The organism is Tessaracoccus sp. MC1756 (genome assembly GCF_014164735.1).
Lineage (GTDB): Bacteria > Actinomycetota > Actinomycetes > Propionibacteriales > Propionibacteriaceae > Arachnia.
The window spans coordinates 603,516-619,779 of the sequence record NZ_JACJFZ010000002.1 but is presented as its reverse complement, the minus strand read 5'-3'; the positions used below and the strand labels follow the sequence as shown (position 1 = coordinate 619,779).

Sequence of the window (16,264 nt, the reverse complement as noted above, 5' to 3'; positions counted from 1 at the left end):
CGTCCGAACTCCAGCCCCATCACCCACCGCCATCTGTGAAGAGCCTCGAAAGTGTGCCCGGCGTGCAGCTATCGCGAGGAGGAGGCGACGTAGTGGCGCAAATTGGCCATGAGCATGCAGGACAATCTCTCGTGGTTTCTGTCGGACTCGAAGGCGTCATGAGGGGTCACTATTACGTTCTGCAATTCCCAAAAAGGGCTAGAGTCGGGAAGCGGTTCATGTTCGAAAACATCCAGAGCCGCTCCACTGAGCGAACCCGAGCGCAGGGCATCCACCAGGGCTGCTTCATCTACCACGCCACCACGGGAAACGTTGAGGAACAGCGAGCTTTCCTTGAGACTGCGGAAGATCTGTGCGCCGAAGAAATCGCGCGTCGAGGATTCAAGCGGAAGACAGGAGATCAGCACATCCGTCTCCGGCAGAACGCGAAAGATGTCCTCTTGATTAAGCACCTTGTCAAAGCCAGGCATCACGAACGGGCCACGTCGGCTCACGCCGAATAGCCGCATTCCCAACGCGGAAAGGCGTGGGGCCAGGGTTGCGGCCAATTGCCCCAGCCCCACAACAGTCGCGGTCTTACCGTAGATCTCCGGTTGGGCGCGCAGCTTTTCCCATTTGCCGCGCTTCTGATTTTCGTAATGGACCCGGGAACTCTTGAAGTACTCGAAGATGCGTGTGATCACCCATTCTGCAAGCGGAATGTTATAGACGCCCCGAGCGTTGAAGGACTGCACACCACGGCGGTCAGCCTCGGCTCGTGGGAAGCGGTCCCATCCAGTACTGAGCAGCTGCACAAACTCCAGCCGAGAATGATCGGCGAGTCGATGGTGCGCGAAGTAGCTGTTGCAAACGACGGCATGGAAGGTCCGTGGATCGTGGTCGGGGCGTTGCCGCTCATCCTGAAGAGTGACTACGTCGAAGCCGAGCTCGGACATTTCGTGTATCTGTTCCGTTGCCGGTCGAAATGGCCCGGCCAGTAGCAGCGATCGGCGCATGGCTTGCTTCACGCGCTACGCCGGCTGAGGTCCAGCGCTACCTGGCGAGGCTAGTCGTGCGACTATTCCAGCCACGGTTGTAGCGACGCGACCCCGGTTGGATTCGAAGAACTGCTCGTCCCGGTACCGAAGCAGGGTCTCATATTCTCGGATAGCACGGACTTCCGCTTCTAGCTCCCCGCGAGCTTCCTCAGGGAAGGCCTTGGCATGGTCACTCAGGAAAGAGCGGGAGAGTATGGCCATAGTGGAGCCCAAGCGGTAATGTTCAGCAACGATCCGCTCCGCAGGCAGTTCTCCCGAGCCGAGGCGCGCTATGCCTCCAAACCCGTACTTAATTCCGCGGCTGCGCACTCGCATGCAAATGTCGTCCACGGTGCCGTCGGCAAGCAATTCGAACATAAACGTTCTTCGAAGGCCGAGGTGTAGGTCGTTCAAACCGACATGGATTGCGTCGATGCCGGGGATATCTAGGATGCTATCAAGGAGGGCAAGCGCACCCGGTGTTTCGAGAAGCAGGCATGTTTCGGCGCGGCCATTTACAATGCCAGTGAATTCCTGAACTTCCTCGACCGTGGAAAAAAAGGGCAGCATAACCACGTCTGCGCCCCCTCTCAAAGCAGCTTCAATCTCCTCCTCAGAGCCATCATGGACGGGATTCACACGAACCAGAAGCTTCGATGATTTGAGGACGCCCTTTACGAGTGCGACGTCCTGAACCGAGTGCCGAGAAATGACAGTGTCGAGGTGGCCTTGCCTCTCGAGTTTGCCTTTAATTTCGAGATCGACGAAGATCCAGTCGACACCCGCTGCCTCGGCGTGGAACGCCAGCCTAGGGTCGTTCGTTATCATCATCAATGTCAATGTCATGAAGCCACCATCAGTCCTTTACTTAGCTCCGTGCGCCTGAGCCTCGGTGTTTAGATTCCCGGTCGCCGAAAGCACGCTCCTCACAGTCCTGAGAGCGATCGTGACGTCGGTTGTTAGTGACAGCGTTTCCACGTATTGAACGTCTAAAGCGATCCGCTCCGGCCATGGTAACTCTTTCCGCCCCGTGATCTGAGCGAGACCAGTGATCCCGGGTCGTGTCTGAAAGCGACGCAGCTGATCTTCTGAATATTCGTCGAGATTCCACGGGTGATAAGTCAGGGTCGGGCGTGGTCCGATAAATGACATTTCGCCTCGGAGGATGTTGAGAAACTGAGGAAGCTCATCGAGGGAAGTGCGTCGAAGAATCCGGCCGACCCTGGTGACACGCGGATCTTTGGCGAGCTCGTAAACCCCTGCACGCTCCGCGTCTATGGTCATGGTGCGCAGTTTGAACATCGTGAACTCTTTACCGTTGAGGCCTAGCCGGGTTTGGCGGAAGAGTGCAGGGCCGGGCGAATCGAGCTTGACCGCTGCGGCGCAGGCCAAGATGAGTGGCAGGCACAACACAAGCCCTAGGGAGGCTCCCGCCGCATCCAGGGAGCGCTTCACGTGGACGTAACGGTCGCGGGTCAAGAATGCCTCCAAGCTTTGCATGGACCGAGCAGGTGAAAGTCGCTTTCCCGCCGCGGCCGGATCTGACAGTAAACGGAAGGGGCAGGGCTAAACAGTGATGACACTGTGAACCTGTGTGGGTTCTGTCTCCAAGATTCTCATCACGTCTTCCTCCGCCTTTGGGCTGTCCGGGATCATATCGGGGTGCAATGCCGGCACCTGCACCTCGCTGATCAGCGGGTGCTCGCTCGAGTCGCCGGCTTCTGCGTTACTGAAGAGCACTTCGTGCATCTTCTCGCCCTCGCGCAGCCCTGTGAAGTGGATTTCGATGTCCTTCTTGGACTCCGCGATCATCCGCTTCGCCACGTCGAGGATCTTAACCGGCTCGCCCATGTCCAGCACCAGGACGTCGCCAGGGAGGCCGATGGCGCCGGCCTGCATCACCAGCTCGCACGCCTCGGGGATGGTCATGAAGTAGCGGGTGACGTCCGGGTGGGTGACCGTCACGGGGCCACCCTTCTCGATCTGGCTCTGGAAGGAGATCAGCACTGAGCCGCGGGAGCCGAGAACGTTGCCGAACCGCACGGACAGGTACGGCACCTGGTACTCGTTGGCGTACCAGGCGGTGAGCCGCTCCGCGAGGCGCTTGGTGCGGCCCAACACGCTGGTGGCCGCCGCCGCCTTGTCGGTGGAGATGTTCACGAACCGTGTCACGCCCACAGAATAGGCGGCACGCAGCACGTTGCGGGTTCCCAGGACGTTGGTCTTCCACCCCTCAAGGGGGAAGCGCTCCAACATCGGGAGGTGCTTGAGCGCCGCCGCGTGGAACACCACGTCCGGGCGGTGCTTGCTGAAGACGCGCTCAAGGGCGTCCTCGTCGCGGATGTCGCACAGCACCATGTCTTCGGTGTCGAGGAGGCCGTTGCCGTAGAGGTCGAGCTGGACGCCGTGCAGGGCGGACTCGTCGCGGTCCAGCAGGATGAGCTTGGCCGGGCCCAGGCGGTGCACCTGGGCGGCGAGCTCGGAGCCGATGGAGCCGCCGGCGCCGGTGACGAGCACCACCTTGCCGGTGACGTAGTCGGCGATGGCGCTGAGGTCGGTCTTGATGGGGCGACGCCCGAGGAGGTCGGCCACGTTGAGCTTGCGCAGCGAGCCCATGGTGACCTGGCCGCCCACCATCTCCCGCAGCGACGGGATGATCAGCAGGTCCAGGCCATGCTCCTCGCAGGCGGTGCTGAGCCGCTGGATGAGGTCGGGGCTGGCCGCGGAGATGGCGAAGATGACGGCCTGGGCATTCTGCTGCTTGGCCACCTGGATGATGTCCTTGCCGAGGCCGAGCACCCTGTGGTTCCGGACGCGCAGGTTGCGCTTGTCGCGGTTGTCGTCGACGAAACCGACAATGCGGTAGGGCGCATCCTCGGCGAGGTCCATGAGCGTGGCCACCTGGTGGCCGGCGTTGCCGGCGCCGTAGACCAGCGTGGGGATGGCGTTCGCCGCCGCGCTGCGGGGCCGACTCTCCACGATGGAGCGGAAGACCAGGCGCGCCGTGGCCATGAAGATCAGCGCCAGGGACGGCAACGCTACCGCGGCCCGCATGGGGAAAGAATCGGCTGCCAGGAGGAAGGTGGTGCCGTTGAGGATCGCGATACCGGCGACGGTGAAGCCCATGCCCGCGGCATCAGCGAAGCTGCCGATGCGGTTGCGCCCGAGGTACAGCTGCGAACCCAGGCCGCCGATGACCTGGAGCAGCACGGCGGCAGCGGTGTAGAAGAGCACCCACCGGGCCTGAACGGGCTCGAGGGCTGCGTTGCGCATCGACAGGAAGACGATCACCGCGAGCACCCAGGCGAGCGCATCCCACATGATCAGGATCAGGCGCCGGACAGCTGCGGGCATGCGGTACAAGAGCGCGCTCAGAGCGTTAGACCCTCTTGGCTTGTTGGTTTCATCATTGGATGCATCCCATTCCCCCACGGGCCTACCATATACTCCGTCCGCTGAGAAGTGCCAAATTGTCATGAGTGTTTGGCCGGGAAAAGCCCCTAGCTGGACGGCATTTGCTGCTATGTGGCCCCCGGCCTTGTGCCCATCCGTTTGTGTGATATGTCAGGTGGTCACGGGAACCGGCGACGCCTATTCAAACGGTAGTTCGGTGGTGCCGTGGATCTCTTCCCAGTCGTCGACGAAGCGGTCCACCGCGGTGATGATGTCGGGTGCGGACAGCGCCTGCTGCAGCAGCTGCGGCGACAGCGTCACCGCGTCGGCGCCGCTCTGGAGTGCGTGCGACACCTGGGCGATGTTCTTGAAGCTAGCGGCCATGATCTTGCTGGGGGCGTCGAACCGCTTGATGAAGCCCGCCAGTGCCTCGATGGTCTCGCGGGTGTTGATGTCGATCGACTGCATCCGGTTGTAGTACGGCGCCAGGTAGTCGACACCCGAGGCGATGGCCAGGAAGCCCTGCGTCTTGGAGTAGATCGCGGTGGCGGTCACCTTCACGCCCTCGCTCTTCAGGATGCGCATGGCGTGGAGGCCGGCCTCGGTGAGGGGGATCTTGGGGTAGACGTTGGCGTCGATCTTGTCCAGCAGGCGGTGGGCCTCGTCCACCATCCCTTGGGTCTCCTTGGACAGCACCTGGACGTGGAGGGTGCGGTTGGGGCCGATGATCGAGCGGATCTGGCGGAAGTGCGCGTAGAAATCGATCTTGCCCTCGGCCTTGAGAATCGACGGGTTGGTGGTCACGCCGGTGACAGGGTAGATCGGCGTGAGCCGCTCGATGTCGTCCAAGTTGGCCGTGTCGAACAGGATGTCCATGACTGTGCCTTTCGGGTGAGGGGTGCCCCTGGTGATATCCAACCATGCGACCGGCTGTTTCGCGGGTGAGCGGCCGGTGAGCAGATGCCCAATCTGGCGCGTGGCCGAGGCCCGTGGCTGATAGCTTGCCGCTACGCGTTGATGGGGCTCGGGGGCAGTGATGACGGATCAGGAAGACCACACGGGCGAGCCCATGGCGGAGCGGCGAAAGCAGGGGAGTTGGTCGCGGTGGGTCGTCGTGAGCCTCGTCGTGGCGCTGGCGATCGCAGGGACGGGCATCTTTGCCTTCCGCGATTACCTGTGGGGAGCGAGGGCTGACGCCAGAGCCGCAGTCAGCGCCCTCAAGGACGGCGACCTGACGGCGCTGGGGGAACAACTGGCCGAGAACCGCGGCGAGCCGAACTTCGCGTACTTCTTCGCGTCCGGGGTGACACCGCGTGACCTGGGCGACGGTTTGGCCACCGTGGCCGGCCCAAGCAAAGCGCACCCGTTCGCGGTCAGCACCAGCGCGTATGCCTACGAACTCATGCTCACAGACCTGGCGGGAACCCTCGCGCTGGCCACCCACGGCACGGGGGACCTCGCCCTCAGTGAGGGGTGGACCACCGACTTCATCGTCGCCACCACGAATCCCGTGGCGCTGTACGGTGAGCATGACGGCTTCTTCGACTCCGAAGGGAAGCTGCGCGAAAAGCAGGACGCGGCGAACCGGTCGAACCTGATGCTGCTGCTGTCGCGGGGATTCTGGTCCCTGGAGTTCCTCCAATCCGTGACGAAGGCGTACTACAACTTCGACCGCCTCGAACGCGACAGGGCCTGGCCGGGCCCTGCTCCTAGCAAGGACGTGGTGTACGCGCCGTCACCCGATGGCGTCTACCTCTGGGACGGTGTCCTCGCCCTCACTGCTGCCCTCACCGCCAACCCTGAGGCGAGCGAGTGGGCCTTCACCCGCTTTGTGCCTGGCACGACCGAGGTGGAGGGGGCCGACCTCAGCATCGGGAACTTCACGCACTTCCTGATGTTCGAACACCGATTCCCCGAATCCGAGGGTCAGGCCGTCGGAACCAGCGCCACGGTCACCGCATTGTCAGCGGCGATCGACTCGCTCAACTCGGCCGTGGAGATGGGTGGCTCGTCGTCACCCAATGACGTCATCTCTTCTGACGTCGGCCCCATGCACGACGCCGCCGCGCTTCAAGCCCTGGCTAGGGAACTGACCCAGCGCAGCGAATGTTCCTGGTCGCCTCTCGACTACGGGCACTGCGTGATCGATGCCGCTGAGGCTGTGTGGCGGTTTGTACAACGCTGGGGTCGCGTGGTTCTGATGGTGCTGGCCACGGCAGCGCGTGCCAAGTCCCCATGGCTCCAGGTTGTCGGAGTGGCGGCGGGGGTCTCCCTCGCGGTCTGGGACGCGATCGACGGGGACTTCGCCAAGGCCGGTCTCTCACTGGCCAGCGCAGTGCCGAATGGCGCCCTCACCAAGATGGCCAAAGGCGCGAAGCCCAGTCCCGCAGTCATGCGAGGAGTATCCAGATCGCTGGAGGTGGCCGAGATCATCTTGGAGATACGGGACGCAACTGAGAAGAACCGAGGCGGCTAAGAGCCCAGCGCCGCCTGGCCCTATCCTTTGCCGATGCACCGACTCTCCGCGCAGGACCTGCGCCGTAGCCGCACCTATCTGTGGGCCTGGTGGGCGGGCTGGTTCGTGCTCGCCATCCTCTGCGGCCTCGCGCTGGGCGCCATGCAGCTGGGCGACGACGTGGTGCGCCAACCGCTCGGCTCCACCGGTTACGTGCTGATGGGGCTGTTCCCGGCCTGGCTCGGCACGGTGGTCACGCTCCACTGGGCGCCGCGGCTGACGTTCGCCTTCGGCGCCCTGCTCGGCGTCCTGTTCGAGGCCGCACCTGTGCACGACGACGTGCGCGGCCTCGGCTGGGCGGCCGCAGTGTTCGCCGTCGCGGGGCTCGTTTGGTTCCTCTGGCGCGACTCCCGCAGCACGCCCCACGGCCCCCACGTGGTGCCGGCCAACGGGACGCAATGGGAGGGCTCGTGGGCGGCCGACGACGCCCGGATCGACGCGAAGGTCGGCGCCCTCGTCGCCGGCGCGTTCGCGCTGCTCACCCTGATCGGGTTGGGCGTGCACCACTTCATGCTCAGCGACGTCGCCGCCTTCGAGGCCCGGGCCGAGCTGGCGGCGGGCACCGTCGTGGAGCTGATCGAGGACCCGTACGAGATGGTGGTGGAGGTTGGCGGGCGGGAGTTCACGTTCGAGCGGTTCTACACCGACGAGGAGCAGGACGAGCCCCAGCCGGGCGAGGCCATCGAGGTGCTGATCGACGGCGACCGGGCGACGCCGCTGGGCCAGGGGCAGGGGAACCCGGCGTTCGTGCTGGGGATCACCGCCGTCGCGCCGCTGCTGGGCGCGGCCATCGCCCTGCGGCTGGGCACGCGTCGGTCGCGGCGTCGCGCCCTGCTCGAGCGGGGCGGGCCTTCTGCGACGGTGCGGCTGTTGTGGCTCGAGGAGTTCGACGCGCTCGCTTTGCCGGTGGATGACACCGTGCCCACGCTGCGGCTGATCAACCTCACCGGGTTGCGGGAGCTGGACCCGGGGGAGGAGGACGTGGAAGAGGAGGACCGTCCTTCGACACACCCCGCGGATGATGGGCCCGCGTCCGACGACGACGATGGCCCAGAACTACCGGTCGGGGCGTTCGAGATCGCGCAGTTCATCCGGGAGCAGGAGGCCGAGGAGTTCGACGACGAGTTCACGCCCGAGGAGCGGGCCAACCTTGAGGCCTTCCTCGGGCCGCAGAGCGCCGCCAACGGCGAGCCGTTCATCCTCGTGGGCAGGTGGGCGCAGGGCTCCACCGTCGCCCTGCTGCGCGAGAGCGGCGAGGTCTGGTTCGCGGAGGTCGCGGCCGGGCGGCCCATCACGGATCGCCGCGCCGTCGTCGAGGCGGGAGTGCCGTCGGTAAAGCATCGGGCCGTCGACCGCACCATGAGGGCGCTGCCCGTCTGGGCGCACCGCAACGCCGGGTGGCTGCGCTGGGCGTTGGCGTGCGGTGCGGGGCTGGTGGCCGTCCTGGCGTTGGCGCTGTTCATCTGGGACGAGCCCGTGGAGTGGCCGGTGGTGTTCCTGGTGCTGATGGCCGCGTCGGCGCCCTGGTCGGCCATCACATGGTCCGACGGCCGGATCTCGGCCGCCCCCGCGGGCCTGCGGACGCACGGGGTGTTCCTGGACGAGGTCTACGGGCGGGACCGGACCACCGTCGTGGTGCCCGTGGACCACTCCGTGGCGGCGCGGTTCGAGCGGCCCGACGAACTCATCAACCTGGGGGTCGACGTGGTGGCGCCGGGGGAGGACCTCACCGCGGAACAGGCGGCGGAACGGGTGACGCTGATGATCTTCCAGTCGCCGGGCTCCGGGCGGAGCTACCGGGCGCCGTCGCCGGGTTTGGCTGCCGGGGTGGGGGTGCTGGTGGCGTCTCTGGTGTTGATCTGGCCGCTCGTCGGCTGAATGAAGAAGACCCCGGAGCGACGCTCCGGGGTCCTCCATCAGGGGGTGAAGGGTTACTTGAACATGACGATGTTGTTGAACACCCACTCGTTGCTCTGCGAGAAGCTGTAGCCACCCGCAGGCTTCGCGGTTGCGGTGTACACCGTCGTCATCGTGTAGGAGCGGCACGCGCCACGGCCGGTGGCGGCAGTGTCACATTCCGTCTTCCACTGACGGCCTCCCGAGGTGAACTCGCCGGCCTGGCCGAGCGGGTTGCCCGTCCACGCGGCACGCTCCATGTACGGGAGGTAGGTGAGGTTGTTGAACGCCCACCCCGTCTTGCGCACGAACTGGCCGTTCTCGACCTTGACCACGGTGGCCCAGATCTCGGTGCGGCAGCGCTCCGTCTGCGAGTAGTCCTCACAGGTGGTAACCCACCGGCGGTCGTTGAGCAGGTACGCGCCCGGCTTCGTGTACGGGGCGCTCGGCACGAACGTGTCGGCGGGCTTCGTCGGGGTCACGGTCGGCTTCACCGACGGCGACACCGAAGGCTTGGGCGACACCGAAGGCTTCGGCGACACCGACGGGCTCGGCGACACCGAGGGCGACGGCGACACAGACGGGCTCGGCGACACCGAGGGCGACGGCGACACAGACGGGCTCGGCGACGGCGAGGGATCCACGACCGGCGCGGTCACCGTGAGGGTGAACTCGACGGTGGCCTTGTTGCCGGCCTCGTCCTCCACGGTGACGGTCACCTCGTGGGTGCCGGCAGCGGCAACCGAGCCCGAGATCGCGCCGGTGGCGGCGTCGATCGAGACACCCGCGGGCAGCCCCACGGCGCTGAACGTCAGCGCGGTGGAGACGTCATCGGTGGCTTCGATGGCGACCGAGACGGCCGCGTCGGTCTCCACCGACACGTCAGCGACGGCGGTGATCACCGGCGCGGTGGTGTCGACGGAGTCGGGCACGGCGACCTTCACCGCGAGTTCTGCGATGGACACGAACTGCATGGCCTGATCCGAGAACGCCTTGATGACGCGCAGTTGGACGAAGCGGGCCGTCGTGTCGAGGGGGATCCTCTTCACCGACGAGTCGAGCGACATCGTGCCCTCACCGATCTTGACGAGCGCATCCAGCGAGTCGCCGGCGTACAGCTCGTAGTCGGTGATCTTGCCGTTGTTGCCGCCACTCTGGCGCGGCAGCACCTCGAGGTAGGCCAGCTCCAGCGGGGTCTCGCCGACGGAGAGGTTGATGTTCAGCGGCAGCTGGACCGTGGTCTGCCACGGTGTGTGCCACATGGTGGAGGTGTTGCCGTCGAACATCTTCGACGGATCCTCGCCGGGCTGGTAGGGCAGATCGCCCACGACAGTCACCGGCACGCTGACCGCGGGGTTCTGCAGCGGCAGCAACTCGACGGTGAGCCGGGCCATGCCCTGGCTCTCACCGTCTGCGGTGGCCACCGTCACGGGCAGCGTTGCTGCGCCCGCGTCGGCCCAGTCCGGCACCGTCACGTCGAGCGAGATGGTGGTGGAGGCGCCAGCCGCCAAGTCGAAGGCGGCGGACGGTGCGGCCGTCCATCCCACCGCCGGGGTGGGGGTCAGCGTGAGGCCCGTGAGATCCTCGGCGCCGACGTTGGTCAACTCGAACTCGACGGTGTTGACGCCACGGTTGACGGTCTGGGCGGTCGAGACCACCGAGACGGGCAGGCCGCCCAGCCACTCGAGCGAGACCTGCATGTAGCGGATCGTGGAGCTGGTGCCCTCGAAGAGCAGGCCGTACGTGCCGGGCTGCGCGCCGGGGCCGTAGGCCAGGGGGGTCAGCGTGGAGTAGGACATCGAGCCGGGCTCGAACACCTTGGCGACGGACCAGGTCTGGCCGTCGTCGTAGCTGAGCTTGACGGTGCCGTTGGAGCGCGAGCCTGCGGCGGCGTTCGAGAACAGCAGCATCTTCGCCTGGGGCGAGCCCTCAGCGGCGTTCGGGTAGGCGCGGGTGATCGACGCGTTGTTGGCGGGATCGATGAGGGCGCGGTCGATGTACGCCGGCCCGTAGTTCACGCCACCGTCTTCAGAGATGGTGATGCGACGAGCCCCGGTCCCCGGGGCGCGGGAGTTCAGCATGACGCGGCCGTCGGAGAGTTCCACGGTCTTGTTCTCGTCCATGCCGGTCTCGGTGGGGTTACCCGCGTGCCAGGTGACGCCATGGTCGTCCGAGTAGACGGACACTGCACGGAGGCCGTTCTGCCCGGTGATGCCGATGGAGTACTGCTGGATGAGGCGCCCTGCGTAGTCGCCGTAGCGCAGCTGGATGCCCTCGCCGGAGGAGGCGAAGCGGGTGTACCAGTTGGACTCGTTGGTGATGCTGGGCGTGATGACGCGCGGTTCGCTCCAGGTCTCGCCGTTGTCGGCGGACTCGATCACCGCGGCGTGCATGATGTTGCGGGCGGTGGGATCGGTTCCCTCGACGGAGCCCCAGAGGCCGACGTCGTAGGACTTGACGAAGAAGTTGAAGATCTTGCCGGTCTCGCGGTCCACCACATAGGACGGATCGGAGTAGCCCATGCGGGGCGACGTCTGTCCGGCGGCGATCACAACCGGGTCGCCCCAGGTCTGTCCGCCGTCCTTCGAGATGCGCTGGACGATGGAGTTCGGGTTCGGCGAGTCGCCGCAGCCGCCGGGGCGACCGTCCCACGACGCGAGGATCCAGCCGTTGTTGGCCTGGGTCAGCGCCGGAATGCGGTGGCAGGTGAAGCCTGCGTAGCCGGCGGAGGCGAGGGTGACGTACTGGCCCTCTTCGCGCGGCGGCGGCGGGGCGTCGGTGACGGTCACGGGTGCGGCGCTCGCGACGAGGCCGGCCTGGAGGACAGTGAGGCCGTCCCTGTCAGCGGTGGCGTCGAAGGTCACGGTGCCGGTGAACGACCCTGCCGTGAGGTCGGCCTCGGTCACGGTGTGGCTGGCCGTAGCGCAGGTGTTGGTGGCGCCGGCCGCCAGCCCTGCCCAGCGGCAGTTCGGGGGGTTCGGCGGCAGCATGCCGTCCAGGTTCGACGTGCGGGGGAAGGCAGTGATCGACTGAGCGGAGACGTTGGTGTAAGTGACGGCATAGGTCAGGGTGTCGCCCACGCGCACGGGGTCGCCGAGGCTGTCAGTGCGGGCCAGCGAGACCGTGAGGTACTCGATGGGCTCGGGGGTGGCGGTGGTCACCGGGATGGAGCCGTAGATGGTGGTCACTACGGGGGTGCCGCCGGCAGCGGTCTCGGTCCAGGTGAGGTCATAGATCGCCCGGCCCGCGTCAGCGTCGGCCTGGGTGACGGTGTAGGTGAGCTGCGGGTACTGGACCCCGCCCTGGGTGCGGGCGCAGTCGTACTTGCCTCCGGAGCCGGCAGTGAACGTGCCGCCCCAGCTGCAGCTGGCCGCGTTGGTCAGCGTGTTGGAGGTGGCGACGATCGTCCTGGCCGGCGCGGCGGCGTTGGATTCCATACGGAAGCGGACGGTCACGACGTCGCCGACTGAGTACGCCGTCTTGTCGGGGGTCACGGAGCCGATCTTCACCTGGCCGTTGGGGGTCGGCAGCCAGGTGCCTACCGGGGTGACGACAACCTCGGCCTGCGCCGTGGGTGCCGCGATGAGGCCCGTCAGGGCCAGACAGAATGCGAGTGCCATGGCGAACCACGAACTCAATGTGCGATTTCTTTGCACTGGGTTCTCCTCCTTGAGACGACAAACGCTGAGTCTAGGCCAGAGGTCTGATGTCGCATCTCTTTGTTGCTAGGTGTGCAGCCCATGTGAGCGGTGTGAAACCACAAAGCACTGCTGGCAGGGGGTCGGTGGTACGCCCGGCAGAAAACATAAGTGACCCCTGTGCAGACGTAGGGAAGTGAAGGTACTATCGTTGGTGGACGAAAGGTGTCCGTAAGCAAACCGAAAGCTGGTTGAAAGCCACAATGACCGTGGAACGTGCAGATCGGGAGACTGAGATCATGTCTCGGCTGTCCGGCGAAGGCGCCCTCACCGTCGCGTCACTGGCAGCGGATCTCGGAGTGTCAGAGGTCACCATTCGGGGAGATCTGCGCACGTTGGAGCAGCAGGGCATGCTCGTTCGCACCCGCGGCGGCGCGCGTCCCACCACGCTGAAGTCCATCCTCCAGCGCGAACAGCTCAACGTCGAGGCCAAGACCCGCATCGCAGCGACGGCCGCGGCCATGCTCCGCGACGACGACGCCGTGATGATCGAGGCCGGCACCACGTGCGCCATGGTGGTGCGCAGCCTCAGCCCCCGACGCGGCGTCCAGGTGGTCACCAACTCCGCGCTCGTCTTCAACAATGCGCGCAGCATCCCCAACGTCAACGTCATCCTCACCGGGGGCGTCTTCCGCCGCGAGTCAGAGTCGTTCGTCGGCCCGCTCGCCGAGCGTGCGATCGGGGAGTTCAACGCCCGCATCGCGTTCCTCGGCACCGACGGGTTCTCCCCGGAGCGCGGCCTCACCACCCGGTTCGTCGAGGGCGCCCAGGTGGCGTCCACCATGCGGGACCGCGCGGAGGAGACCTGGCTGGTGGCCGATTCCACGAAGTTCGGCCAGGCCGGTTTCGTCAGTTTTCTGCCGCTGAACGGCATCACCGGGATCATCACGGATTCCGGGCTGCCCGAAGGGGCACTGGAAGCGCTGCAAGAGCACACCCAGGTGTGCGTCGTCTAACAAAGAAGGAAAACCGCAATGGCAACCGTTGTAGTCATGCCGCAGCTCGGCAACAGCGTCGAGTCGTGCCTGATCATTTCCTGGCAGGTCAAGGTCGGCGACGAGGTCGCTGTCGACGGCGTGCTGTGTGAGGTCGAGACAGACAAGGCCTCCATGGAGGTGCCGTCCACCGAGGCGGGCACCGTCCTGGCAATCCTCTGGGACGAGGGCGACGACGTCCCCGTCAAGGAGCCGCTGGTGGTCGTCGGCGCAGCGGGCGAGGATCCCCAGACCGCGCTCGACGCCGCCGGCTGGAAGGGCAAGGACGGCGAAGCTGAGGAAGCCGGGTCGGCTGCTGCGCCTGTCGAGGCGCCTGTGAGTGAACCTGCCACGTCGGCTCCCGCGTCCTCCGACCAGCCGCAGGCGGCTGGCTCAGGAAACGCCGGGACCAGCCCGCGGGCCCGCAACCTGGCCAACTCCAGCAACATCGACATCAGCGCCGTCTCCCAGGGCTCCGGCCCCGGCGGCCGCGTGATCGAGCGCGACGTCCGGGCAGTTCTCGACGGCGGCGGCACCACGCTCGCCGCAGCCCGCGCAGGCGCGCTCCCCGGCCAGGGCACCGGCCTCGGCGGACGCGTCGCCACGGCGGACCTCGGCAAGGAAGCCCAGGCCGAAGCCCCGCAGGCCGCGCCGTTCCTCTCGTCCGGCGCCCGCGAGTACCCCGGCCCCTCCACCGCCACCCCGGTGAAGGGCATCCGCAAGGTCATCGCCGAGCGCATGATGCACTCGCTGGCCAGCTCCGCGCAGCTCACCTACACGTCGACGGCGAAGGCCGCCGGCCTGCTGGCCCTGCGCAAGAAGCTCAAGGGCTCGCCCGAGGAACTGGGGCTCAACAAGGTCACCATCGGCGACCTCGTCGGCTTCGCCGCCGTCAAGTCCGCGGCCAAGAACACCCAGCACAACGGCCACCTCGAGGACGGCGTCTTCACCACGTTCCAGAACGTGCACCTGGGCATGGCCGTCGACACCCCGCGCGGCCTCCTCGTGCCGACGGTGCGCAACGCGTCGGAGATGAGCCTGCGCGAGTTCTCCGCCACCAGCAAGGACCTCGCCTACCAGGCCATCGACGGCAAGATCAACCCCGACCTGCTGGCCGGGGCGACGTTCACCGTCACCAACCTGGGCGGCTTCGGCATCGAGAGCTTCACCCCGCTGCTGAACGTGCCGCAGGTGGCCATCCTGGGCGTCGACGCCATCTTCCCCCGGGCCGTTATCAACGACGACGGCACCGTCGGGGCAGAACAGCGCATCGGGTTCTCGCTCACCGCGGACCACCGCGTGATCGACGGCGCCGACGCGGCCCGCTTCCTGCAGGACCTCGTGCGCTACATCGAAAACATCGACATCACGGTCCTGGGCTGAGAAGGGGAAACGCAATGAACGAATTCGACGTCATCGTGCTGGGCGGCGGCCCCGGCGGCTACATCGCCGCGGAGCGCCTCGGCCACGCGAAGAAGAAGGTCCTCCTCGTTGAGGCCGACGCGCTGGGCGGCACCTGCCTGAACGTGGGCTGCATCCCCACCAAGGCGCTCCTCAACGCGGCCAAGACCTACGCCCACGCCAAGCACGGCGCGAAGCTGGGCGTCAACGCCGGCGACATCTCGGTGGACTGGCCCACCATGCAGAAGTGGAAGAAGCAGACCGTCGACACCCTCGTGGGTGGCGTCGGTCAGGCCGAGAAGAAGGCCGGCGTCACCGTCGTGAAGGGCCACGGCACGTTCGACGGCCCGGGCAAGGTGACCGTTGACGGCACGCAGTACACCGGCAAGCACGTGATCCTCGCCACCGGCTCGGTCCCCGTCATGCCGCCCATCCCCGGCGCCAAGGACAACCAGAAGGTAGTGGACTCCACCGGCATGCTCGCCATCGAGGAGATCCCGGCCCGCCTGGCCGTCATCGGCGGCGGCGTGATCGGCCTCGAGTTCGCCAGCCTGTTCGCCATGCTGGGCTCTGAGGTCACCGTCGTGGAGATGCTGCCGGAGATCGTGCCGTTCATGGACGACGAGCTCGCCGCGCAGCTGCGCAAGGGCCTCGCCGACGTGAAGTTCAAGCTCGAATGCAAGGTCACCGGCATCGACGGCGGCACCGTTAAATACGAAACGTTGGCCGGCGCGGAGGAATCCGTCGAGGCTGACGTCGTGCTGATGGCCGTGGGCCGGCGCCCCGCCGTCCAGGGTTGGGGCGCGGAGAACTCCGGCCTGGAGGTCTCCGGCAAGGGCATCGTCGTCGACGACCGGATGCGCACCAACCTGCCCAACGTGTGGGCAGTCGGCGACGTCACCGGCCGCTCGCTGCTGGCCCATGCCGCCTACCGCATGGGTGAGATCGCCGTCGCCAACATCCTCGACCCCGAGGCGCACCGCCGCGGCGAGATCATGCGCTGGAACACCATCCCGTGGGCCGTGTATTCGGCCCCGGAGGCGGCAGGCGTCGGCCTCACCGAGAAGCAGGCCGCAGCGGCCGGCTACAAGGTGGCCAAGGTCGTCGTGCCGGCCTACCTGTCCGGCCGCTTCGTCGCCGAAGAGGGCGTCAAGGCGCCCGGCGCCTGCAAGCTCGTCTACGACGCCGAGAGCCTCACCGTGCTCGGCGTCCACGTGCTCGGCACCTACGCCTCCGAGATGGTCTGGGGCGCCTCCGTCGTGCTCGAGACCGAACTCAGCATCACGGACCTGCGCCAGGTCGTCTTCCCCCACCCAACCGTCAGCGAACTGATCCGAGAAGCGGCTTGGGCCGCGAAGATCTGACACCAGG

Annotated in this window: 11 protein-coding genes; 5 read left to right on the top strand and 6 right to left on the bottom strand. The window is 66.3% G+C overall.

Annotation, left to right across the window (positions count from 1 at the left end):
• Window positions 1–68: 68 nt before the first annotated feature.
• From H5393_RS08240 to H5393_RS08220, 5 genes are all read right to left on the bottom strand, one after another.
• Window positions 69–935, bottom strand: coding sequence for an NAD(P)-dependent oxidoreductase (locus H5393_RS08240; RefSeq protein WP_220488267.1), 867 nt, complete (start codon window positions 933–935; stop codon window positions 69–71).
• Window positions 936–1,010: 75 nt separating this feature from the next.
• Window positions 1,011–1,862, bottom strand: coding sequence for an aldolase/citrate lyase family protein (locus tag H5393_RS08235; RefSeq protein ID WP_182766242.1), 852 nt, complete (start codon window positions 1,860–1,862; stop codon window positions 1,011–1,013).
• A gap of 18 nt (window positions 1,863–1,880) precedes the next feature.
• Window positions 1,881–2,495: a sugar transferase gene (locus H5393_RS08230; protein WP_255436364.1), complete on the bottom strand. Its 615-nt coding sequence runs from the start codon at window positions 2,493–2,495 to the stop codon at window positions 1,881–1,883.
• Between the two features lie 87 nt (window positions 2,496–2,582).
• On the bottom strand, window positions 2,583–4,370 hold the full coding sequence (locus tag H5393_RS08225; RefSeq protein ID WP_182766240.1) for a nucleoside-diphosphate sugar epimerase/dehydratase: 1,788 nt from the start codon (window positions 4,368–4,370) through the stop codon (window positions 2,583–2,585).
• 237 nt (window positions 4,371–4,607) lie between these two features.
• Window positions 4,608–5,285, bottom strand: coding sequence for a fructose-6-phosphate aldolase (locus H5393_RS08220; protein ID WP_182766239.1), 678 nt, complete (start codon window positions 5,283–5,285; stop codon window positions 4,608–4,610).
• Window positions 5,286–5,445: 160 nt separating this feature from the next.
• On the opposite strand from H5393_RS08220, the gene H5393_RS08215 reads away from it, so the two are divergent.
• Both H5393_RS08215 and H5393_RS08210 read left to right on the top strand, forming a co-directional pair.
• Window positions 5,446–6,885 carry a hypothetical protein gene (locus H5393_RS08215; protein ID WP_182766238.1) on the top strand — a complete coding sequence of 480 codons (1,440 nt, stop codon included), beginning with the start codon at window positions 5,446–5,448 and terminating at the stop codon, window positions 6,883–6,885.
• Between the two features lie 33 nt (window positions 6,886–6,918).
• Entirely contained in the window at window positions 6,919–8,802 is a 1,884-nt protein-coding gene (locus H5393_RS08210) for a hypothetical protein (RefSeq protein WP_182766237.1), read from the top strand.
• A 53-nt stretch (window positions 8,803–8,855) separates the two neighbouring features.
• On the opposite strand, the gene H5393_RS08205 is transcribed toward H5393_RS08210, so the two are convergent.
• Window positions 8,856–12,440: an exo-alpha-sialidase gene (locus tag H5393_RS08205; protein WP_182766236.1), complete on the bottom strand. Its 3,585-nt coding sequence runs from the start codon at window positions 12,438–12,440 to the stop codon at window positions 8,856–8,858.
• Window positions 12,441–12,721: 281 nt separating this feature from the next.
• Between H5393_RS08205 and H5393_RS08200 the strand changes: the two genes are divergently transcribed.
• The 3 genes from H5393_RS08200 to lpdA are packed head-to-tail and all read left to right on the top strand — an operon-like array spanning window position 12,722 to window position 16,257.
• On the top strand, window positions 12,722–13,474 hold the full coding sequence (locus tag H5393_RS08200; RefSeq protein WP_182766235.1) for a DeoR/GlpR family DNA-binding transcription regulator: 753 nt from the start codon (window positions 12,722–12,724) through the stop codon (window positions 13,472–13,474).
• 18 nt (window positions 13,475–13,492) lie between these two features.
• Entirely contained in the window at window positions 13,493–14,875 is a 1,383-nt protein-coding gene (locus H5393_RS08195; RefSeq protein ID WP_182766234.1) for a dihydrolipoamide acetyltransferase family protein, read from the top strand.
• Between the two features lie 14 nt (window positions 14,876–14,889).
• On the top strand, window positions 14,890–16,257 hold the full coding sequence (gene lpdA, locus H5393_RS08190; protein WP_182766233.1) for a dihydrolipoyl dehydrogenase: 1,368 nt from the start codon (window positions 14,890–14,892) through the stop codon (window positions 16,255–16,257).
• The last annotated feature ends 7 nt before the right edge of the window (window positions 16,258–16,264 follow it).